Raw genomic sequence first — 20,786 nt, 5'->3', positions numbered from 1 at the left:
CGCTGCGGGAGCGGGCCTTTGTTGATAGCGCGATTCAGTGCGGGTCAGCGCCGGCGCAGGAAATGCACGCACCGCCCGTCGGCTTCCTGCTGCGCGACCAGCGCATTGCCCGTCTGACGAGAAAATGCCTGGAAATCGCGGATGGCGTTGCGGTCGGTGGTGATCACGCGCACCACCTGCCCGCTTTCCATCTGCGCAAGGGCCTTCTTGGCGCGCAGGATGGGCAACGGACAGGTCAGGCCGCTTGCATCGACTTCTTGGTCGAACACCGGCGCCTCAGCGCCGGCATCGAGACGGGAATCGACGTCGCTCATCAGAGGCGCTCGTCCACCCACTTCTGCACACCGGCGATCGCCGCGGGCAGCGCGGCGATATCCGTGCCGCCGCCCATGGCCATGTCGGGACGGCCACCACCCTTGCCGCCCACCTGGCCGGCCACGAAGCCCACCAGATCGCCCGCCTTGATGCGGTCGGTCAGGTCGGCCGTGACACCGCCCACCACGCTGATCTTGCCGTCGGCCGAGCCAGTGGCCAGCAGCACGACAGCCGGCTTCAGACGATCCTTCAGGTTGTCGACCATGCCGCGCAGCGCCTTGGGATCGACGTCGCCAATGCTGGCCGCCAACACCTTGATGCCCTTGACGTCGACGGCGGCGCTGGAGGCCAGGTCGTTGCCGGCGCTGGCCGCAAGCTTGTTGCGCGACTGCTCAAGTTCCTTTTCGAGCGCCTTGACCTGGTCCTGCACCTGCGCAATGCGCGCAGGCAGGTCGGCGGGCGTGCTGCGCAGCATGCCGGCGACCTGGGTCAGCAAGGCGTTCTGATTCTGCACCCAGGCGAGCGCGTTGTCGCCGGTGATGGCTTCAATGCGGCGCACGCCGGCGGCCACGCCGCCTTCGGAAACGATCTTGAAGAGACCGATGTCGCCGGTGCGGCTGACGTGCGTGCCGCCGCAGAGTTCACGCGAAAAGCCGATGTCGAGCACACGCACGGTGTCGCCGTACTTTTCGCCGAACAGCGCCATGGCGCCGCCCTTGACTGCATCGTCATAGCCCATGACCTGCGCGACCGTGGGCTGGTTGGCCAGGACTTCGGCATTGACGATGGCTTCGACGCGGGCAATCTGCTCGGCCGTCAGCGGCGCGTCCTGCGCGAAGTCGAAACGGGTCTTGTCGGGATCCACCAGCGAGCCGCGCTGCTGCACGTGCGCGCCCAGCACCTGGCGCAAGGCCTTGTGCATGAGGTGGGTGGCCGAGTGGTTACGCACCGTGCGGGCGCGGCGGATGGCATCCACGCGAGCCAGCAGCGTGTCGCCGACGGCCAGCGAGCCGGATTCCAGCGTGCCGTGATGGCCGAACACACCGGACTGGATCTTGAGGGTGTCGGCAACGGCAAAGCGCACGCCGTCGGCTTCCAAGAGGCCGGTGTCGCCCACCTGGCCGCCCGACTCCGCATAGAACGGGGTGGCGTCCAGCACGACGACGGCGCTCTGGCCGGCTTTGACTTCCTGGACTTGGGTGCCATCCACGTACAAGGCCGTGACCTTGACGTTGTCCAGTTCAAGCTTTTCGTAGCCTTCGAAACGCGTTTCGGCGCCTTCGTAGCTGAGGCCTTCGGCCATCTTGAACTTGCCGGCGGCACGGGCCTGGTCGCGCTGACGCTCCATGGCGACCTCGAAGCCGGCCATGTCGACTTCGACTTCACGTTCGCGGCAGATGTCGGCCGTGAGGTCGACGGGGAAGCCATAGGTGTCGTAAAGCGTGAACAGCGTGGTGCCGTCCAGCACGCCGCCCTTGGGCACATTGGCCAGGGCGGTGTCGAGGATGCGCATGCCGTGTTCGAGGGTTTCGCCGAAGCGCTCTTCTTCCTGCTTGAGGACCTGGGCCACGCGCTCGGCGGCGGCTGCCAGTTCCGGATAGGCCTCGCCCATTTCGGCAACGAGATCCGGCACCAGGCGATGGAAGAACGGCTTGGTCTGGCCCAGCTTGTAGCCGTGACGCAGCGCGCGGCGCACGATGCGGCGCAGCACGTAGCCGCGGCCTTCGTTGCTGGGAATCACGCCGTCGACGATGAGGAACGAGCAGGCGCGGATGTGGTCGGCGATGACCTTGAGCGAGTTGTCTTCCAGGTCCTTGATGCCGGTTTCGCGCGCGGCGGCGGCGATCAGGTGCTGGAAGAGATCGATTTCGTAGTTGGAATGCACGCCCTGCAACACGGCGGCGATGCGTTCCAGGCCCATGCCGGTGTCGACACAGGGACGCGGCAGGCGCGGCATGTTGCCGGCGGCGTCGCGTTCGAACTGCATGAACACCAGGTTCCAGATTTCGATGTAGCGATCGCCGTCTTCTTCGGGGGAGCCCGGGGGGCCGCCCCAGATCTCGGGACCGTGGTCAAAGAAGATTTCGGAGCAAGGACCGCAGGGGCCGGTGTCCGCCATCTGCCAGAAGTTGTCGGACGCATAGCGCGCGCCCTTGTTGTCGCCGATGCGGATGATGCGCTCGGTCGGCACGCCCACTTCCTTGGCCCAGATGTCGTAGGCCTCGTCGTCTTCCTGGTAGACGGTGACCCAGAGCTTTTCCGCCGGCAGCTTGTAGACCTGCGTCAAGAGCTCCCAGGCGTACTGGATGGCGTCGCGCTTGAAGTAGTCCCCAAAGCTGAAATTGCCCAGCATTTCGAAGAACGTATGGTGGCGGGCGGTGTAGCCCACGTTCTCCAGGTCGTTGTGCTTGCCCCCGGCGCGCACGCTGCGCTGCGACGAGGTGGCTCGCGTGTACGACCGCGATTCCTTGCCCGTGAAGACGTCCTTGAACTGGACCATGCCCGAATTGGTGAAGAGCAGGGTCGGATCGTTGCCCGGGACGAGCGACGACGAGGGAACAATGGTGTGTCCCTTGGACTTGAAGAATTGCAGGAACTGCTGGCGAATCTCGGAGGATTTCATCGTGGATGAAGCAGAATTTAGGGCGAATCGCCAATTATAGAGGGTTGGCGGGAATACGCGCGGAATGGGCTGGACGGCGGTTACCGGACACAGACGTAACCGATGGTCCAGCCTTCGGTTCCCTTCCAGACCCCGCCCGAGGACACGACGACGCTCTCATAGCCCGTCGGGCATGCGCATTGGCCGGTGCGAGGGTTGGCCGTGGAGATGCCCGTGTAATGGAAGCAGCCTAGCGGGTAATTCACGCTGAAGGCGCCCCCAAACCCGCCGCTGGCCTGCATCCAGACCCCCGATTCGCAGGAAAGCAGCTGCCCGGCGGCGGATTTGGCAAGGGCGCCGGGCTGCGCCCCGCAGGCGTGGCCCGGGACTTCCCGGGCGCCCACGTTGACGTATCCGCCCGTCTCCACGCTGCCAGCGACTGTCAGCCCGCCTTGCAGGTCTGGATCGCGCGTGTCGCGCATTTTCACGTAGCCGCTCAGGTCGGGCAGCCCGGCGCCAGCGCCCGCCCACAGGGCAAGCGTGCCCGGCGCATGCGTGGGCGCGCCGGCGGCCAGGGGATTGGGAAACCCATACGCGGCGCCGCGCAGTTGGGCTGGCGCCTGCGGCCACACCGCCCCGCCGTAGCCGTCCGTGGATGCAACGACGGATGCCATGGCGACTTCGTCCGGCACTTGCGACCCTTTTTTCAGCAGGGGCCTGTCGGCGTAGACGATGCCGTCCAACCGGCAGGGATCGCCCGGGCAGGTCTGGCTGCGAGCGATGTGGATGTCCGCGCCGAAACCCAGCGCCGACTGATTGGGAAAGTCGGCGGGCAACAGCCCCTGGGCGCGCAATTCCGCCAGGCTGGGTTGCAGGGCCTGCGCGAACAGCGGCTGGCCTTCGCCATCCAGAGGCGGCTTGCCTTCGGACAGGGCCTCGGCATGCCGCGACAGCATCTGCGTCACTGCCAGGCGGATCTGCGTCATCCAGACGCCCGTGGACTGGGCCGCGGACGCTTCGATGCGGTGAACAACTTCGTTGGAGGCCCAGATGGCGACGGCGGTGGTGATGGCCAGCGCCAGCGCCATGCCGATGAGCGAAAAGCCCCCCTGCCGCCGCCGGCCGGCGGGCGGCTGCAGGCGCCATGCCGGCTCGCCTGGGGCGCAGCGAGGCGCGCTCATCTTGCAGTGAAAACGAAAGTGTTCACGTCGCCCTGGCTGCATTGCGCCTGCGCCTGTGCGGCGCGGTACGGCGTGGCGGGAGTGGCGATCGAGTCCTTGACGACCTTGGCGCCGCTGCTGCCGCTGATGGAAATGATTTCGGAGACCCGCTGCAGGACGGACGCCAGCGCCGGGCAGGCGGCATGGCTGACGTTGGTGAGCGTCAGCGTGAACGCGGACCCCATGCCCGCCCCGTCAACGGACGCCGGTTCAACCTGGACCACGCCGCTGCCGCTGGTGCCGCTGCCTCCCAGGCCGTGGGCCACGCTTGCCGCCGCACCCGTCCCCTGCACCGACAGCACGGTGGAGTCGCGCAGCGCGTTGGCCAACGCGCCGGTATCCAGTCCGGTGTAGGGCGTCACGCCGCCGCCCTGCGCGTTGATTTTCATGCTGGCGACGAAGCGCTGCAGTTCTTCGCCTACCTTCGGCACCTTGTTTTCAATGACGTAGCCGCCAATGGCCGGGATGCCGACGATCGCGATGAGCAGGACGATCGCCGTGACGATGGACACCTCCATCAACGAAAACCCCTGCTGCTTCCACGGGGCGCATCGAAACACTCTGACTCTTTTCATGAAGATCCTCTTTGATAAAAGCGCGCGGCGAGCCGCGCCGTTGCCGCCAACCGGCGATCCACTACTGGCTGGCATAGAAATTGGTCAACGCCAAGCGCAGCTCGTCGATCACCGCGTAGTGCCACAGCGTGATGCCCAGCACCGTGGACAACGAGGCAATCAGCAATGACCAGCGCAGCACCAGCGCCTGCCGCCGCACTCGGGCCAGCAGGCGGACCTCCACGCGCTGGCGCACGCGGGCCAGACCCGGCTCGACGCCCAGCGCATCCATCAGGTCCGCCATGTACCACCAGGTCTGGGCATCCAGCAGACCGGTGCCGAAGATTTCCGCGCCGCTGGCGCCGCCGTCGATCCGGCTCAGCATGGCCTGCAGGTGCGCCAGCAGCCACGGCGAGGCGTCGCGCGCCTGCACGGACAGCGCGTGGCGCAAACGCGTGTCGGCTGCGCCGTGCTGTCTGATGAGCACGGCCAGCAGCGATAGAAAGCGGATCGCCTGGAAATCGCGATACAGCCGCCACAGCAGCCAGCGGTCGAGCACGGCGCGGAGATCGCCCGTGAAGTTGGCGAGCGACCAGAGCGCCAGCATGACCGCGCCGAATATCAGGACCACCCACAGCGCAAGCCACTGCTTCAAGCCGCCCGCCAGCGCGAACAGGCCACGCGTGAGCGGCGCATAGTCTTCGGCGGGCACGGCCTGGAAAACCTGCTGCAGCCTAGGCACGCTGAAAAACGGTATGGCGCACAGCAATGCGAAAGCGACGATGGCCGCGATCACGCCCGTGGCCGCCGCCGACAGCAATGCCGACCAGGCCTCTGACGCCAACCTGACGGCGCGCGCCAGATCGCGCAGTGCAGCGGCCAGATCGCCGCCTTCCTCCTGCACGCAACTGAGCAACAGGCATTCGCCGTGCGGCAGCGTGTCCGACCACGCAACGCCCAGGTCGCCGCCTGCGCCCAGATAAGCGGCGGCCCAATGTTGGCAGAGGCGCCCGCGCACGGTGTCGGGTCCGTAGCGGCTGGCGTCGTCCTCGAAGATGTCGCGCAGGCTCTTGCGCCCTTGCGTGCCTTCGACGACATCGGCCAGGTATTCGTAATAGTCCGCACGCTGCGCGCGAAATCGCAGCGCATCCAGCCGCAGCCGGTGCTGGCCGGCCGACGACGCAGGCCAACGCGATGCGCGCGCTATGACGTCAGCCATGACGGACTCCCTGGGACACGGCCGCGCGGGTCGGCGCAGGCGCTGCGGCCAGCACTGAAACGGCCGACACCGAACCCAGCGTCGGCAAGACGGGCAGTTCGAAGCGGCGCAACAGCGTGCGCGGATCGATTTCTCCGAGGCTCGTCCGGTACAAGGCGCAATCCAGCGCCCGCGCGCCGCGCAAGGCGGCATCGCGCCAGGCACCGCCTATTGCGGGCTGGAACTGCTGCTTCAAGCCGTGGTTGTCGCGCCGCCGCACTTGCTCAAGAAAGCCCCGCACGCGATCCGGCTCGATCATTTCGGCCGCGACACTGCGTCCCGCCGTGCCGTTCAGTTCCGGCATGTGGTCGCGCCGGCACGCGGGGCAGCCTGCTTCGTTCCTGACCTTGAGCGACGCCGCGTCCAGGTCATAGGTGCCTTGCATCGCGCGCACCCAGCCGCGCCAGTCCCAACCTTGCGCCTGCCGAGCCGGGACGCCCGACCACAGGCTGTCCACCGGTAGCGCGCAGCCGGGACACAGGCGTGGCAGCAGGGTCTGGTAGATGAGCAGTTTCAGGATGCCGGGCGAAGCCAGAAACTCTCGCGACACACCGATGGCGTCGGAGGCCAGGCGCTCGGGAATCATCGCGGCCGACCCGGCGTGTGTGGTGGCGTACAGGCTCACCCCCGAACTGGCGAGGTCCATGAAGGCACGGCCCGTCTGGATATCGCGGACCTCGCCGATCAATAGGTCGTTCATGGCCGAGCGCTTGATGGTCTTGAGCTTGGCGTCCAGCGTGGGCCACGCCGCGTCCGCCAGCGCGCCGCTCAACGTGTTCTGAAGCGCGTTGCCGATGTGGTATTCCACGGGATCTTCAAGCGTGATGACCTTGCGTGTTGGCGAGATGCCTCTCATCAGCGCGGCGATGGTGGTGGACTTGCCCGAGCCGACCACACCCGCCAGCACGATGGCGCCGCCCTCGCGCTCGCGCGCCCGCAGCAACGTTTCGGCCTGCGCGGGCAGGTAACCCAAGGCCAGCAGGTCGCCGTTGACGGTCGCGTCCAGCCGCAGGATCCGCAGGCACACCGAAGGCCCCGCGTCCGCGGCCAGCGAGGCCCAGCGCAACACGATGGGCGCGGCGTCCACGGTCAGCGAAATGCGCCCCTGTTGCTCGAGCGCCGGATCGAACACCGCGCCGTTGCCGCCGCGCACGTCCATCCACGCCACGGCCAGGACCTCGAGGAGCGTGGCGCTGGAAAGACCCACGAACCGCTCGGCGCCGACATACTCGCCGTGGATGGTGTAGCGGATGTCGCCGCCGTCGCGCCGCTGGTCCACGTTGATATGCACGTCGCTGGCGCCTTGCACCACGCCCCAGCGGATGATGTCAAGGAACAACGCAGCCAGCGCCGAGGCGCGTTCGGCCGGGTTGGCCTTTGCCAGGCGCCCCGGTCCTGCCGCCGTGTACTGGCCTCGCGCGATCATCAGCAGAAGCGGCGCGGGAACGGCGTAGCGCGCGGGCCGCGCCATGCGGTAACCCGCTGCTTTCACCATCCGTTCGACCTCATCGATCGGGTCGCCAACGGTGTATTCCTTGACGGCGAAGATCGCAGCCTGGCCGCCTTCAAGCAACACCGGGCAGAGGCGGCCGGCCAGCGCCGCTAGATCGAACTGGCGGCTCAGCGCGCGCACGAAGGCCGGCTCCATGCCAGCAACGTCTTCAGGCGTATGCAGTTCGGGCGGGCAAGCGGGCAATGCCGAAGCGGGCAAGGTGTGCATCGTCATCACTGGCCCCTTGCTGCGTCCAGGCACGCCGAGCGCTCGCGACCGTCGCGCTGCAAACGCACGCAGGCGCCGTCGACGGCCAGCAGGCGATACGGCGCCATCAGCGCGCCGCCTGCCACGGGATCGGCGCGGCCGGCCCGGTAGCGCAGCAAGGTCCCGTTGACGACGATGTCTACGCTCAAGGCGCGCGCCGTGCCGAATATCGCGGTCACGCGGATGTCGTCTGCGCCGTGCGCAACGGATGGCGCCGAGGCGCTCTTCCCTTCGCCCACTCCGCAAAGGCCCGGTACCCGGCAGTCCGCCAATGCGGCCGCGGCATCCGCCCGCAACAAGGTGCGGACAGTCTCGACCTCCGGCCAGGGTTGGGGCGTCTGCGCGTGATCCGCGGCCCGGGCTTGGCCTGCCGACACCGCCGCGGCGCTCAATGCAATGCGGGCCAGCATGCGCCCGGTTGCGCGTCTGCGCTGGATGCAAAACTTATTCCTGTTCATAAAGATCCCCCTGCAATTCAGCGACAAGCGCACTCGCGACGAGGCTGGGCCGCGGTTGCGGCTGCACATTCACCACAAGGCGCGACCAGCGGGCAGCGGGCACTGGCCCCGGCAGCAACGCCATGGAGCGCAACGGGCCATGCAAGACCAGGCTGCGCCTGCGAACAAGCGGCGTTCCCCAACCGTCAGCGCTGCCGGGCGACGCAACGGCACGCGCCGCGGCAGGCAACCGCGGCATCAGCGGCACGGCCGGCGACAGCGCAACGGAAGCGAATGCGGGACGCAGCCCTTGCAGCCCCCCTGCCACCCGCGTGTCCACGTGCATCGACGTGGGCAACGCCAGGTCGGCCACACGGATGGGCGCCGACGCCACGCGCCAGGCCAGCGTGGCTTCCTCGAGCGGCTTGAACGACACCTGCCAGCCGGCGGGCAGCAGCGCGTGCAGCCCGTGATTGGTGGCAAGCGGGTGAGCCCTGGCATATACAGCCGCGCAGTCCCATTGCTGCGCGGCGGCCTCGCATTGGGCGCGGCGCAGCGCCCAGCCCTGCACCTGCACAGGCAACGCCGCCACGCTGGCGAGCAGGCGCGTGAGGTCCGTGGCGGGATGGACCGTCGTGCCTTGCAGCATCGCCTCGTACGCGTCGGCCATCGGGTCTCGAACCGCGGCTGGCGCGGATGGGGCCGCCGGTTTGCGCGCGAACGGGGCGACGCTCGCGTTCCACAAAGATGGCGCGATGGCGGCAAGACCGATGCAGGCAAGAAATAGACGCAGCGCGGCAGGCAGTTCGGCCCAACGCGAAGGCAGCACCGTCAGCGCGGCGCCAGACTCCACCATCTGCGCCAATGCCGCCCACACCCGATCCGGCGAATGTTCCGTCAGCGACGGACGCTGCGCGAGCAGCGCGCGCTGTTCCGACTGTGCATCGTCCAGCGAATCGAACACCCTGTCCGTCTGCGACAGGACTGCGCCGCCATGTGCGGCAACCAGCCAATGGCGTCCATCCGGCAGGCGAACCAGACTATGGCCGCCCTCGGGATACAGCAGGGCGAACAACTGCGCGGCCGATTGCAGCGGCGTGGCGCCCGGTAACCGCGCGCGGCGCCAGGGCCGCGCCGCCCGCCGGCCCGGACGCCCCCGCCCATACCCCGCGACCATCGCCGGCGATCCGCCCACGACGTAGTGCGTGGCGCGCAGGCGGCGCCCGCGGGATCGGGCGAGCTTGGGGACATTGGAGCCGATAAGCGCAAACCAGCGCAGGCCGAACGCCAGCATGCGATCCGCACCGGGGCATTCGATCAGCAGAAATTGAGGGGCCCGGTTCACGATCAATACCCTTCCTCGACCTGGGCTGTCACCAGGATGAGTGTGGTATGGCGTTCGGTGGCCGCGCTGTCCAGACCGCCGGCCACGAGCGGCAAGCCGGGCGCGAGCCGTTGGCGATCATGCTGATCCTGCTTGCGGTCAAAGCCGGCCACGATCATGGGTTGCCCTGGGCGCAGTTCGATCTGCTGCACCGTGCCACTGCCATCGATGGTGATCTGCTGCACCTGAACCTGATTGGCGTTTTCACCGAACGTGATCGTCTTCAAGGGCTGCGCGACTGCGTTGTCATATGCGATCGAGAGCAGGATCTGCCCGTCTTCCTGGATGTCCGGCACCAGCGTGAGGAATGAACCGACGGTTTCTTCCTTTTGGCTGATGGACACCGCAGGCAGCGACCCATTTGCGCCGTTGGACGTCATGCCGGGCATTGCCGTGCTCTGCACGCGATCGATGTACGAGAACGTGGTTCGCACGGCGTGCGAGACCGGCCGGCGGTTCAAGGTGAGAACCGGGATCTTGCTATGCCGCACGACCGCCCCCATCGTGCTGAGCGCGGAGACGATGGCCTGCGAGCCCTGGAATGGCCCTTGGGCCGATGCGGCCTGAAGCAGGCCCGCGCCGGTGATGGGCACGCCCGGCATGGCCAGTCGTGCCGTTGCGCCCGCGGCCGCATACAGCGCGTTCCAGTCCATGCCGCCGGCGGCCTCGGAGTTGGCAATGAGGGTGATCTCCTCGAAAAGGAGGCGGACGCGGCGTGTCAGCGCCTTGTTCTCGCGCTCGAGGTAGCGCGCGACCCGGTCCAGCGCGTCGGGCGTATCGGTAACCACCAGCGCGGCCGCGCCTTCCACGGGGTCTGCGATCACGCCGGATCGCGTGAGGAATGGCAGGATGTTTGCGCGCAGGATGGCCAGCGCGTTGTGCTCGCCCGCGGAGAGCGTGGTGTTGGATGTGCTTTCGAATCCCTCGCCTTCCGCGCTGCCGGACCGGCCGAGCCGCACGTCGACCTTGCTGGCCAACGTCAGCGCGCGCAGGACGAAGACACGCGTTTCGGTGCGGTAGAACTCGAGCGCGTTGTGTTCGTAACGCCAGTGCACCGAGAAGCGTGCGGCCAGCGCATCGAGCAGATCGGCGAGCGGTTGCGGATCCGCTCGCACTTCAATGCGCGCGGGCGCGGCCACGGCTACTGAGCCGCTGACGGCCAGACGCGGCAGGAAATGGTCTCGGGCCAGCAGCGCTTCCGGACGCACGCGCACCGCGATGCCGGTAGCGGCGGTCAGACGCTGTGCCAGCGTGGGCAGGTCCGCGTCGTCAGCCAGCATGAGCGTGGTTTTCACGTTCTCGCGCAATGCAGGCGGCAGCACGACCTCGCGCGCAAGCGGTTGCGGCTTGCCCGCAAGCCAGGGCGTGGCGACTTCCTGTGCGGCGATGCGCGCCTGACGATCGGTCAAGCCGTCGGCATAGGCCGCGTGTCGGGAAGCGGCATCCGCATGCTGGGCGCTGGCCGCGCGTCGCATGTCGGTGACCCGTTCAGATACCGAGCATCCGGCGAGGACGCACGAGAGCGACACGCACGCGAGAGCCCTGCATTTGCGCAAACGAGCGGTGCAGACAAACAGGCTGAGGTTCATGCCGCGGCTCCTTTGGGCGTGGCCGCGCGTGAGCACGATTGCGCAAGCGGCACCACACGCAGAACACGGTTGCCGTAGAAACAAGGTTGCAGGGGCCGGTCCGCCAGTTCGGTTGCGCCAAGCAGGCCGCGCACGGCGGTCTTGAAGTCACCGGGAAATTCGGCCGTGGCAGCCAACGGAATGTCGACGTCAACCGCCCAATGCTGCGGTTGGAACGTCCAGCCGGCCGAGTCGGCCCAGCGCGCAAGGACGGCGCGCAGCGTGGCGTCGGGCGGCGCCGCGCGGAACGGGGCGGCTTGCGGGGCCACCAGCGCGCCGGCGTTCCCGGCCTCGTGCGCGGTCGGCGGTGCGATGCCGGCGGCTTGGGTATTCAGCATCTGCGGGCCGGCCGGCGCGTGGCCGTCCGATCGCGCGGGCGTGTCAGCCGAAAGCGTGATGGCCGCGCTGGCATCTTGCGGCGGACGCTGCGATGGATCGGGTCCTGCCGCCGTGGGCAGCGCCAGGCGGGCGGCGGATGCCGGTTCGCGCGCCGGGTTGGCCGCGGCATGCGCGCGCCGCGCCCGCGCGGTCAACCTGCCGCCGCGAAAGGAAAGCCCATTCCATGCGCCAGCAACCACGACGTAGGGGTCGCGCCGTACGTACGGCAAGGGGTGCTCGCCACCGTCGCCCATGCCGAAGATGGCCGGCAACGGTTGTCCCGGCAAGAACTGCAACCAGGTCTCGCGGCCGTCGTCGAAGACCTGCAGCGGTGCAACGGCGGGATCGCCGGACAGTTGCCAATCGAAGCGGAACCCCTGAGAAGACGGGATGCCGGACTGCCAGGAAGATCCGCCCGCCGGACCGGGGCCCGACCACGAGCATGCGCCAAGGCAAGACAGCCCGGCCGCCAGAAAAAGGATTCGTACCATGCCTCACCGCGAACAAAGGGCGCATCGGAAGCGACACGCATGAGCGGCATGGTGGCCGAGCGCGGAAGGCGCCGCCAGACTGGCATGTACGTAGGGATGGAATCATCCCCACTGATGGAGCTACGAATTCAGGCGCAAAAAAACCCGGTCCGAAGACCGGGCTTTGCTTGCTGCGCGTGGCGTGCGGCTTTGCTTGCCGCACGGATGCGATCAGCGCTGCGTGGCGATGGTGCGGGCCTGCGCGGCAGCGTTGTTCAGTGCGGCAACGGGCGGCACCTTGCCGTCAAAGGCGTCGGTGAGCTCCTTGTTCAGCACGGGCTCGATGCGATCGTAGTTGGCCATGCGGAAGCCGCGGCTGTTCTGGACGGGCTTGGCGCTCATCGAGGCGACAACAGCCTGCGCGCCCGGGATCTTGCTGTAGAACGACACGTCGGAAGCGCGGAACGCGGCTTCTGTCAGCGGCAGGTAACCCGTGCGCTGGTGCCATTCGGCTGCGACGACCGGCTTGGACAGCCACGCGAGGAACTGCGCGGTGGCTTTTTCCTGCGCCTGCGGGTGGCCTTCCAGCGCCCACAATGCCGAGCCGCTGACGAAGGGCTTGCCGCCTTCCTTGGTGACTTGCTCGTAGTAGGGCAGCGGCGCGACGCCGAAGTTCAGCGACTTGGTGGCCAGGAACTGGCCAAACGCGCCCGAATTGGCCGTCAGCACGGCGCATTCGCCCTTGGCGAACAGCTTGTCGTTGGCGTTGTCGCCGGAATAGGCAGTGAACAGCAGCGAACGCTTCCAGCTCACCATCAGCGAGATGTGGCGCATGTACAGCGTGTCGAACTGCATGGCGGGGGCAGCGGACTTCTTGGTGACCGCATCCAGGCCGTTGTTGTTGCTGGTGAACTGCTGGTTGTTGATGGGCGCCAGGTTTTCAAGGTGGACCGCGACCTGGTCGCTGGACGCGTAGGGGCAGTCGATGTCGGCCACGTCGCGCAGCTTCAGCAGTTCAGCCTGCAACGCGGTCCACGTGCGCGCCGGCTTGTTGGGATCGAGACCGGCCTTCTTGTAGGCGGCGGTGTTGTAGAACATCACGGGCACTTCGGCCATCCAGGGGAAAGCCAGCAGACGGCCCTTGCTGTCGCGCGTGAAATTGCTGGTGGCCGGGATGAACCAGTTCAGGTCCTTGATCGGATACTTGGCCAGCAGTTCGTACAGCGGCAGCACCGCCTTGTGCTGAGCCACGATTTCGGGCGAATGGTTATCGGACAGTTGCAGCAGGTTCGGGCCCTTCTTGGCCTTTACCGCGGACACGGCCTCTTGTTCCAGGGCGGACGGCGAGGCGAAGCCGCGCAGCGTCACTTTGACGTCGTCCTGTTCCTTGTTGTATTGCTTGGCGAGCTTTTCGAACTCGGCCTTGTTTGCGTCTGTCAGGGTGTGCCAGACCTGGATCTCGACGGGTGCGGCATTTGCCACGCCGGCCATCGCCATCGCGGCGCCAAACACCCATGCGCGCCGGCTGGCGAACATCGCGCGGGCAACGCCCGCCAATTGCAGTTTCTTCATAGGTTCACAGACCAAGAAAAGGGAATTCCGGTTCTGGCCGCCGTCCACTGATCAGATCGGCCAATGCCCGGCCCGAGCCAACACCCATCGTCCAGCCAAGCGTACCGTGTCCTGTATTGATATACAAATTCGGAATGCGGCTGCGGCCAATGATGGGTACGTTCGAGGGGGTGGACGGGCGCAAGCCCGACCAATAGCTGACGCGCCCGAAATCGAGCGCGTCGGGAAAGAGTTCTTTGGCGAGGCGGGTCAAGGCCTCGCAACGGCCGGTATTCAGACTGCGGGAATAGCCGGACAGTTCCGCCGTGCCCGCCATGCGCAGCCGATCGCCCAAGCGCGAGAAGACGATCTTGTGGCTGCTGTCGGTCAGGCTGACGGTGGGGGTCGCACCCGGATTCAGCACCGGGAAGGTGGCCGAATAGCCCTTTGCCGGATACACGTTGCACGGGATTCCGAGGGGACGCAGCATCGCGGGGCTGAAGCTACCCATGGCGACGACATAGGCGTCGGCCGAGAGCGTGGCATACCGGCCATCGGGCTGGATGATTTCGATGCCCGTGACCGCGCCCCCCTGAGTCAGGAGCCGGGTCGCCCGCGTGTTGTATTGGAATTCGACGCCCGCGCGCGCGCAGTGTTCAGCCAGCGCGACGGTAAAGAGGTGTACGTCCCCGCTTTCGTCTTCGGGGGTGTAATCGCCGCCCACGATGGTGGCGCGATGCGGCGCCAGCGCGGGCTCGATGGCGATGACTTCGTCGGCGGTCACGACACGGCGTTCGACGCCGAAGTCGCGCATCAGGCCGGCGGCGCGCTGCGAGTTTTCGAATTCGTGGGGATCGCGGTAGAAATTCAGGATGCCGCGCTCGAGGTGGTCGTACTGGATGCCGAGTTCGGCGCGCATCCCGCGCAGCGTGGCGCGGCTGTATTCGGCCATGCGAACCATCGCCCGGATGTTGGGAGCGAGCCGGCTGGGAAGGCATTCGCGCAGGAAAGCCAGCCCCCACATCCATTGCCGCCAGTCGAGTTGCGGGCGGAACAGCAGCGGCGCGTCGTCGCGGAACATCCACCTGAGCAGCTTCATCGGCGCCTGGGGATTGGCCCAGGGTTCGGCGTAGGACACGGAAATCTGCGCGCCATTGGCAAGGCTGGTTTCCTGTGCGGGACCGGTGCAGCGGTCAATGACCACGACGTCATGACCCGCCTGGCTGAGCCACCAGGCGCTGGAGATGCCGATAATGCCGCTACCCAATACCGCTACTTTCATGCCTGCATCGCTCCTTGCATGCCGATTGCGTGCGCGGACCCGATGTCCGCGTACCCCCGGCAGGCCGCTGCCAAAGCAGTTTACCTTGCCGTTTTGCAGCCGCCTAAGTAATAAAAAAACATATTACTTACGAACCGGCCTTCGCCAGATCGGCCTCGGACGTGAACGCGTCCGCGTAGAACTCTTCGGGTGGCAGGCCGTTCTGCGCGCTGAACTCACGGCGCGCGGCATCGACCATCAGCGGGGTGCCGCAGGCATAGACCTGATGCCCGGACAGGTCCGCGATGTCTTGCATCACGGCTTCGTGGACAAAGCCGGTGCGGCCGGTCCACTTGTCTTCCTGCAGGGAGTTGGACACCACCGGGACGTAACGCAAGTTCGGCAGCTGGGCCGACCAGGACCGCGCCAGCGCGTCCATGTAAAGGTCTTGCGGACGGCGGCCGCCCCAGTACAGCGCGACGGGCCGGGTGATGTTCTTGTGGATCATGTGTTCGACGATCGCCTTGACCGGCGCAAAGCCCGTGCCGCTGGCCAGCAGCACGATGGGCTTGTCGCTGTCTTCGCGCAGGAAGAACGATCCGAAGGGCCCTTCCAGGCGCAGGATCTCGCGTTCCTTCATCTGCGTGTCGCCGGCGCCGAAGACGTGATCGGTGAAGAGCCCGCCCGGCATGTGCCGGATGTGCAGCTCCAGCGGGCTGCCGGTGTGCGGCGCGCCGGCCATCGAATAGCTGCGGCGGCGGCCGTCCTTCAGAATGATTTCGACATACTGCCCGGCGTAGTAGCGGAACTGCTCGGAGGCCGGCAGTTGCAGCTTCAGGACCGTGACGTCCGGCGCCACGCGCTCCATGGTCTGGACACGCGACGGCAGCTTGCGGATCTGGATGTCGCTGGCCAGCCGGACTTCGGTGGACTCGACCACGAGGTCGGACTCGGGGCGAGCCTGGCAGAAGAGCGTGTAGCCGTCGGCCAGTTCCTCGGGCGACAGGATCTGCGCGGGGTACTGGCCGGCGTCGAACTCCCCGGAAACCACTTTGCCCTTGCAGGTGGAGCACGCGCCGTTGCGACAGCTGTAAGGCAGGACGATGCCCGCCGCCAATGCGGCGTCGAGCACGGTCTGGCCGGGCTCGACCGGGAATTGATGCTTGCTGGGTTGAATGATGACCTGGAAGCTCATGATGAAACGGTTCAGAGGCGACGAAGCGCTATCCGGGTATGCCGGAAAGGCGCCCCGCCCGGCCCGGCGTCATGCCGGGAACTTGCGGATTTCCTTGACGCGGTTGGCGTCGTCCACCAGCACCACCTGGGGCTTGTGCGTGGCTGAATCTTCTTCGGACATGGGGCCGTACGTGCAGATGATCAGCAGGTCGCCCACCTGCGCCCGGCGCGCCGCCGCGCCGTTCAGCGAGATGGCGCCGCTGCCGCGCGCAGCCTTGATGATGTAGGTGTCGAAGCGTTCGCCATTCGTCACGTTGTAGAGTTCGATGCGTTCGAACTCGCGCATGCCGGCAGCGTCGAGGAGGTCTTCGTCGATGCCGCAAGACCCTTCGTAGTGAAGGTCGGCTTCGGTGACCGTGACGCGGTGCAGCTTTGCCCGCAGCATGATGCGTTGCATAAAAAATTCCTGGTTCCGCGGCCCGGACCGCGAAGTGTTGCATGGTTGATGCCCGGCATCCGGATTTGCCGTCGAAAGCCGGTATTCTATAATTTTTGCCGCAACGGGACGGCCCGTTGCTGCGCACAGTCAAATGGCTGGCGCGTTTTCCGGGGACGACCCCATTTATGCCGGCGGCTTGCCGGCAGCGTAACTTGGGAGTCGTGAATGACCTGGATCATCCTGGTATTGGCCGGCCTGTTCGAAATCGTCTGGGCCGTCGGCCTGAAATACACGCACGGATTCACCCGGCTGTGGCCGTCCGTTGGCACCGTGGCCGGCATGCTGGCCAGTTTCTGGCTGTTGGCCTTGGCCATGAAATCCCTGCCGCTGGGCACCGCCTACGCGGTGTGGGTAGGGATCGGCACGATCGGCGCCTTCGTGGCAGGCATCGTGCTGTTCGGGGAATCGGCGAACTGGCTGCGCATTGCCAGCGTTGCGTTGATCGTGCTGGGTCTGGTTGGCCTGAAGCTGTCCACGCCATAAGGCTCAGGCCGCTCAAGGCATAAGGCTCAGGCCTAGCCCAGGCCCATCGGGGCGGCGCGTCAGAAATCCAGTTCGATCTCGACCGCGTCGCCCACCTTTAGCCGCGCGCCCGCCGGCGCATCCAGAATGGCGTTGTGGCCGAACACCACCCCGATGTCCAGATTGCGGTAACCCGCCAACGTGCGGCCCGGCTCCTCGTACTGTCTGGCCGTGCGCTGGTCGATGTCGGGAATCGAGCAACGCGTGCACGGCTTGACGAACGCCATGCGCACGCCCGCCGCCGTGATCATGGCGGTGTGGTCTTCTTCGAAGGCTTCCCATTCGCCTTCGACCACGATGTTGGGACGGAAGCGGTCCATCGGCACCGGATCTGCCCCCTTGGCCTTCAGGCGGCCATTCAGGTCGTCCAGCGACGCCTGGTTGGCGATCAGCAGCGGAAACCCGTCGGCAAATCCGAAGCAGTGCTCGCCGACGAAAGCGTCGGCCAGGTCGGGGTGTGCATCAACCCAGCGTGACACCCAATCGGGCTTGGCGTCGCGGCGCGCCGCGGCGTCCACCTTGAGCAGGCCGCACGGGGTCTGCAGAAACTGGGACAGCCACTGGGCGGCGGCCTCGCTTTCGCGCCGGGCCGTGGTGGTGTCGCTCCAGACGCCGACCGAGAGCGCCTCGCCGTGCAGACCCGACCCGTCCAGCGGAACGTCCAGGTCCGCCATGCCGGGCGCCGACAGCCGCAGCGCGTGTGCGGTGAGCGCCGTGCGGATGAGCGCCATGGCTGGCCATTGCCGCTGCGTCATGAACTGGCCCGCCGCGTCCACCACCATCCAGCGCCGGTCATTGGCCAGCCCCGCCCGGTCGATGGGCGATTCGGTCAGGTCGATGCCCGCGCAGGATTTGACGGGATAGATATGCAGGCTGAGGATACGGGCGGGCATGGCGGCGATGGCTCAACGGGTGACGGATGCCGCAGAGAATACAAGAAATGCGGCACGCCGGGCCGCCCGAAAGAGACAAAAAAAGCCCGGGACTAGCCCGGGCCAGATCAGGTGGCGGTTGCTCAGCCGCCCACCAGCTTCAAGGTGTCAAGCGGGGTCACCGCCTTGAACCCCTTGCGCGTCGCGATGTGCTCGGGACGCGGGGTCAGCCCGTACTTGGGCGGATTCAGGGTGTTCTCCATGCTGTTGTAGACCATGAAGACGTTGGACCGCGGCCACGGCGAAATGTTGCTGTTCGAGCCGTGCATGGTGTTGCAGTCGAAGAACACCACCGAGCCGGCCTTGGCCGTCATCGTGCGGATGCCGCCCTGCTCCACCAGCAGCTGCAGGCTGACGGGATCCGGGACCCCGTACTCCTGCTTCTTCAAGGACTGCTTGTAGTGCTCGTTCGGCGTCTCGCCGACGCACGAAATGAACTGGCGATGCGAGCCGGGCACCAGCATCAGCGGGCCGTTGCACTCGTTGTTGTCGGTCAGCAGCACCGAGCAGCTGAGCGCGCGCATCGACGGCATGCCGTCCTCGACATGCCAGGTCTCGAAGTCGGAGTGCCAATAGAACTCCTTGCCCTTGAAGCCCGGTTTCATGTTGGCGCGCGACTGGTGAATGTAGACCTCGGAACCGAGAATCTGGCGCGCCACGTTGACCAGGCGCGGATCCCGCACCAGGCGGGCGAGCATGGGATTGAGCACGTGCACCATGAAGATGGAACGCACGGCGTTGCTGCCCGGCTCGGTGATGGCCTCTTCGCGGCGCACAATGGACGGGTCGCGCGTCATGCGCTCGACCTCGGCCGACAGCGCACGCACTTCGGCCTCCGAGAACAGGTCTTCCAGCAGCAGGAAACCGTCGCGGTCGTACTGGCCCACCTGCTCGGTGGTCAGCGCGCTGGCGTACTTGCCGTCTTCATAGACGACGGGGTCCTGGCGGGAAATGATGGCGGAACTGCGATCCGTACGGGAGGCGTACGGATCCTGCGCGGGTGAGATCATGCGTACCTCCTTGTTCAGGCCGCGACCGCATCGGGTAGCGCGTAGACACCTTCCTTGTCGTGCACTTCCTGGCCGGTCAGCGGCGGGTTGAAGACGCAGATGACGCGCAGCGGCTCCTTGCCGCCGCACAGCCAGTGCTCGTCGTGTTCGTTCAGGGCGTAGACCACGCCGGGGCCCAGGTCGTACTTCTTGCCGTCGGCAATGGTCTCGATCGAACCGTCGCCCTCGATGCACCACACGGCCTCGAGGTGGTTCTTGTAGTGGATGTGCGTGCGGCCGCCCGGAAAAATGGTGGTCTCATGGAACGAGAATCCCATGCCATCCTTCTTCAGCAGCACGCGGCGGCTGACCCAGGTGTCGGTACGGACTTCGTCGGCGGTGCCGATCACATCTTTGACATTACGTACGATCATTGACGTTTTCCTCCAAATTTCAGGATGCGGGCGGACTGCCCCTCATCGGCCAGCGCTTCTGCCACGCTGGCCTCGATCAGATCCAGGCCCTTGGCCAGCAGCTCTTCCTCGATCGTCAGCGCGGGCAGCAGCTTGAGCACTTCATCGTGCGCGCCCGACGTTTCGATCACGACGCCCTTCTTGAAGGCGCATTGGGCGATGCGGTTGGACAGCGCCGGATTGCCGTTGGAAACCAGACCCTGGATCAGGCCGCGGCCGCGAGCCGACAGGCCGGCGTTGGGATAGCTGTGCACCAGGTTTTCCAGCCAGTCGCCCACCAGGCGTTCCTTGCGCTGGATATCAGCGGTGAACGCGGCGTTGGTCCAGTAGGTTTCCAGCGCCTGGGTTGCGGTGACAAACGCGAGGTTGTTGCCGCGGAAGGTGCCGCTGTGGGCGCCGGGCTTCCAGATGTCCAGCTCGGGCTTCATCAGCACCAGCGACATCGGCAGGCCGAAACCGGATAGCGACTTGGACAGCGTGATGATGTCCGGACGGATGCCGGCGGTCTCGAAGCTGAAGAACGTGCCGGTACGGCCGCAGCCGACCTGGATGTCGTCCACGATCAGCAGCATGTCGTGGCGCTTGCACAGCTTTTCCAGTTCCTTGAGCCAGCGCAGCGTGGCCACGTTGACGCCGCCCTCGCCCTGCACCGTTTCCACGATGACGGCGGCCGGCTTGTCCATGCCGCTGCTCGGGTCTTCCAGCATGCGTTCCATGTAGGCCATGGTGTCCACGTCCGGACCGAAGTATCCGTCGTAGGGCATGAACGTCGTGTTGCCCAGCGCGTAGCCGGCGGCGTCACGGAACTTCATGTTGGCGGTCGCGGCAAGCGAACCGCCGCTCACGCCGTGAAAACCGTGCGTGAACGAGATCACGTTGGGACGGCCCTTGACCTGGCGCGCGATCTTCAGCGCGGCTTCGACGGCGTTGGTGCCGGTCGGGCCGGTGAATTGCAGCGTGTATTGCCAGTTGCGCGGCTTGAGCAGCACGCGATCCACCGTCTCCAGGAAACGCTTCTTCGCGCTGGTGGCCATGTCCAGGCCGTGGACGACACCGTCCGCCTGCACATACTCCAGCAGCTTTTCCTTGAGAACAGGATTGTTGTGGCCGTAGTTCAGCGTGCCTGCGCCGCTGAAGAAGTCGATGTATTCGGCGCCATCCTCATCGATGAGCGTCGAGCCCCGGGCCTGATTGAATATCACGGGAAACGACCGGATGTAGCCCCGCACCTCAGACTCCATACGGTCAAAGATCTTCAAGTCCATGATTAATCCTCCCTTTTCATCTCATAAATTGACGGACGGCCTGATCCACCCGGGTGCGGCAAGCGCACCCGGACAGCAGAATCGTCCCGGTAAACCGATAAGACCGTCAGGCC

General features: G+C 66.3%; 19 protein-coding genes. 1 reads left to right on the top strand and 18 read right to left on the bottom strand.

All coding sequences use genetic code 11. The annotated features are described in order from the left end of the window. Positions 1–44: 44 nt before the first annotated feature. The 14 genes from KVT32_RS05540 to panD form a co-directional block, all read right to left on the bottom strand. Positions 45–314, bottom strand: a complete 270-nt coding sequence (locus KVT32_RS05540; RefSeq protein ID WP_056315665.1) for a sulfurtransferase TusA family protein — start codon at positions 312–314, stop codon at positions 45–47. Next, a complete protein-coding gene (alaS, locus tag KVT32_RS05535) occupies positions 314–2,938 on the bottom strand; it encodes an alanine--tRNA ligase (RefSeq protein WP_056315663.1) in 2,625 nt (874 codons plus the stop codon). Before alaS ends, KVT32_RS05540 begins: the two co-directional genes overlap by 1 nt. A gap of 80 nt (positions 2,939–3,018) precedes the next feature. Then, positions 3,019–4,098 carry a type II secretion system protein J gene (locus KVT32_RS05530; RefSeq protein ID WP_254636778.1) on the bottom strand — a complete coding sequence of 360 codons (1,080 nt, stop codon included), beginning with the start codon at positions 4,096–4,098 and terminating at the stop codon, positions 3,019–3,021. Then, positions 4,095–4,712, bottom strand: coding sequence for a type 4 pilus major pilin (locus KVT32_RS05525; protein WP_062842040.1), 618 nt, complete (start codon positions 4,710–4,712; stop codon positions 4,095–4,097). The genes KVT32_RS05530 and KVT32_RS05525 overlap by 4 nt, the downstream gene beginning before the upstream one ends. A gap of 61 nt (positions 4,713–4,773) precedes the next feature. After that, positions 4,774–5,910, bottom strand: coding sequence for a general secretion pathway protein (locus tag KVT32_RS05520; RefSeq protein ID WP_193725271.1), 1,137 nt, complete (start codon positions 5,908–5,910; stop codon positions 4,774–4,776). After that, a complete protein-coding gene (locus tag KVT32_RS05515; RefSeq protein ID WP_254636777.1) occupies positions 5,903–7,675 on the bottom strand; it encodes an ATPase, T2SS/T4P/T4SS family in 1,773 nt (590 codons plus the stop codon). The genes KVT32_RS05520 and KVT32_RS05515 overlap by 8 nt, the downstream gene beginning before the upstream one ends. Then, positions 7,675–8,118 carry a hypothetical protein gene (locus tag KVT32_RS05510; protein ID WP_227741198.1) on the bottom strand — a complete coding sequence of 148 codons (444 nt, stop codon included), beginning with the start codon at positions 8,116–8,118 and terminating at the stop codon, positions 7,675–7,677. Before KVT32_RS05510 ends, KVT32_RS05515 begins: the two co-directional genes overlap by 1 nt. 34 nt (positions 8,119–8,152) lie before the next feature. After that, on the bottom strand, positions 8,153–9,490 hold the full coding sequence (locus tag KVT32_RS05505; protein WP_371825568.1) for a hypothetical protein: 1,338 nt from the start codon (positions 9,488–9,490) through the stop codon (positions 8,153–8,155). A gap of 2 nt (positions 9,491–9,492) precedes the next feature. Then, on the bottom strand, positions 9,493–11,118 hold the full coding sequence (locus KVT32_RS05500; protein WP_254636776.1) for a hypothetical protein: 1,626 nt from the start codon (positions 11,116–11,118) through the stop codon (positions 9,493–9,495). Further along, a complete protein-coding gene (locus KVT32_RS05495) occupies positions 11,115–12,026 on the bottom strand; it encodes a TcpQ domain-containing protein (RefSeq protein WP_152383913.1) in 912 nt (303 codons plus the stop codon). The genes KVT32_RS05500 and KVT32_RS05495 overlap by 4 nt, the downstream gene beginning before the upstream one ends. Positions 12,027–12,236: 210 nt before the next feature. Beyond that, positions 12,237–13,577, bottom strand: a complete 1,341-nt coding sequence (locus tag KVT32_RS05490; RefSeq protein ID WP_152383912.1) for an extracellular solute-binding protein — start codon at positions 13,575–13,577, stop codon at positions 12,237–12,239. 4 nt (positions 13,578–13,581) lie between these two features. Next, a complete protein-coding gene (locus tag KVT32_RS05485) occupies positions 13,582–14,838 on the bottom strand; it encodes a D-amino acid dehydrogenase (RefSeq protein ID WP_152383911.1) in 1,257 nt (418 codons plus the stop codon). A 127-nt stretch (positions 14,839–14,965) separates the two neighbouring features. Further along, positions 14,966–16,012, bottom strand: a complete 1,047-nt coding sequence (locus KVT32_RS05480) for a CDP-6-deoxy-delta-3,4-glucoseen reductase (RefSeq protein ID WP_152383910.1) — start codon at positions 16,010–16,012, stop codon at positions 14,966–14,968. 69 nt (positions 16,013–16,081) lie between these two features. Next, complete coding sequence (gene panD, locus KVT32_RS05475) at positions 16,082–16,450, bottom strand: aspartate 1-decarboxylase (RefSeq protein WP_050446262.1); 369 nt, start codon at positions 16,448–16,450, stop codon at positions 16,082–16,084. Positions 16,451–16,657: 207 nt separating this feature from the next. Here panD and sugE point away from each other — a divergent pair, with 207 nt between their 5' ends. Continuing rightward, positions 16,658–16,975, top strand: coding sequence for a quaternary ammonium compound efflux SMR transporter SugE (sugE, locus tag KVT32_RS05470; protein ID WP_152383909.1), 318 nt, complete (start codon positions 16,658–16,660; stop codon positions 16,973–16,975). A gap of 59 nt (positions 16,976–17,034) precedes the next feature. Here sugE and KVT32_RS05465 read toward each other — a convergent pair whose 3' ends face one another. The 4 genes from KVT32_RS05465 to ectB all read right to left on the bottom strand — a co-directional run bounded on the left by KVT32_RS05465 (position 17,035) and on the right by ectB (position 20,673). Then, positions 17,035–17,907: an MOSC domain-containing protein gene (locus tag KVT32_RS05465; protein ID WP_152383908.1), complete on the bottom strand. Its 873-nt coding sequence runs from the start codon at positions 17,905–17,907 to the stop codon at positions 17,035–17,037. A gap of 122 nt (positions 17,908–18,029) precedes the next feature. Beyond that, positions 18,030–18,956, bottom strand: a complete 927-nt coding sequence (gene thpD, locus KVT32_RS05460; protein WP_056315639.1) for an ectoine hydroxylase — start codon at positions 18,954–18,956, stop codon at positions 18,030–18,032. A 14-nt stretch (positions 18,957–18,970) separates the two neighbouring features. Continuing rightward, complete coding sequence (locus tag KVT32_RS05455) at positions 18,971–19,369, bottom strand: ectoine synthase (protein WP_008165124.1); 399 nt, start codon at positions 19,367–19,369, stop codon at positions 18,971–18,973. Next, the gene (gene ectB / locus KVT32_RS05450; RefSeq protein WP_128827927.1) at positions 19,366–20,673 is read right to left on the bottom strand and encodes a diaminobutyrate--2-oxoglutarate transaminase; all 1,308 of its coding nucleotides are present in this window, start codon (positions 20,671–20,673) and stop codon (positions 19,366–19,368) included. The genes KVT32_RS05455 and ectB overlap by 4 nt, the downstream gene beginning before the upstream one ends. Positions 20,674–20,786 lie beyond the last annotated feature (113 nt).

It is taken from the genome of Achromobacter sp. GbtcB20 (assembly GCF_019091095.1).
Classification (GTDB): domain Bacteria; phylum Pseudomonadota; class Gammaproteobacteria; order Burkholderiales; family Burkholderiaceae_B; genus Achromobacter; species Achromobacter mucicolens.
The sequence above is the reverse complement of the archived record's forward strand: the minus strand, read 5'-3'. Positions and strand labels throughout refer to the sequence as shown.

Coding starts and splice junctions, on each gene's coding strand:
- KVT32_RS05510 (WP_227741198.1), bottom strand. CDS start 8,118: ATGCTGGCCCGCATTGCATTGAGCGCCGCGGCGGTGTCGGCAGGCCAA.
- KVT32_RS05500 (WP_254636776.1), bottom strand. CDS start 11,118: ATGAACCTCAGCCTGTTTGTCTGCACCGCTCGTTTGCGCAAATGCAGG.
- KVT32_RS05530 (WP_254636778.1), bottom strand. CDS start 4,098: ATGAGCGCGCCTCGCTGCGCCCCAGGCGAGCCGGCATGGCGCCTGCAG.
- KVT32_RS05515 (WP_254636777.1), bottom strand. CDS start 7,675: ATGACGATGCACACCTTGCCCGCTTCGGCATTGCCCGCTTGCCCGCCC.
- KVT32_RS05525 (WP_062842040.1), bottom strand. CDS start 4,712: ATGAAAAGAGTCAGAGTGTTTCGATGCGCCCCGTGGAAGCAGCAGGGG.
- KVT32_RS05465 (WP_152383908.1), bottom strand. CDS start 17,907: ATGCCCGCCCGTATCCTCAGCCTGCATATCTATCCCGTCAAATCCTGC.
- KVT32_RS05520 (WP_193725271.1), bottom strand. CDS start 5,910: ATGGCTGACGTCATAGCGCGCGCATCGCGTTGGCCTGCGTCGTCGGCC.
- KVT32_RS05485 (WP_152383911.1), bottom strand. CDS start 14,838: ATGAAAGTAGCGGTATTGGGTAGCGGCATTATCGGCATCTCCAGCGCC.
- alaS (WP_056315663.1), bottom strand. CDS start 2,938: ATGAAATCCTCCGAGATTCGCCAGCAGTTCCTGCAATTCTTCAAGTCC.
- KVT32_RS05480 (WP_152383910.1), bottom strand. CDS start 16,012: ATGAGCTTCCAGGTCATCATTCAACCCAGCAAGCATCAATTCCCGGTC.
- panD (WP_050446262.1), bottom strand. CDS start 16,450: ATGCAACGCATCATGCTGCGGGCAAAGCTGCACCGCGTCACGGTCACC.
- KVT32_RS05495 (WP_152383913.1), bottom strand. CDS start 12,026: ATGGTACGAATCCTTTTTCTGGCGGCCGGGCTGTCTTGCCTTGGCGCA.
- ectB (WP_128827927.1), bottom strand. CDS start 20,673: ATGGACTTGAAGATCTTTGACCGTATGGAGTCTGAGGTGCGGGGCTAC.
- KVT32_RS05490 (WP_152383912.1), bottom strand. CDS start 13,577: ATGAAGAAACTGCAATTGGCGGGCGTTGCCCGCGCGATGTTCGCCAGC.
- KVT32_RS05455 (WP_008165124.1), bottom strand. CDS start 19,369: ATGATCGTACGTAATGTCAAAGATGTGATCGGCACCGCCGACGAAGTC.
- sugE (WP_152383909.1), top strand. CDS start 16,658: ATGACCTGGATCATCCTGGTATTGGCCGGCCTGTTCGAAATCGTCTGG.
- KVT32_RS05540 (WP_056315665.1), bottom strand. CDS start 314: ATGAGCGACGTCGATTCCCGTCTCGATGCCGGCGCTGAGGCGCCGGTG.
- thpD (WP_056315639.1), bottom strand. CDS start 18,956: ATGATCTCACCCGCGCAGGATCCGTACGCCTCCCGTACGGATCGCAGT.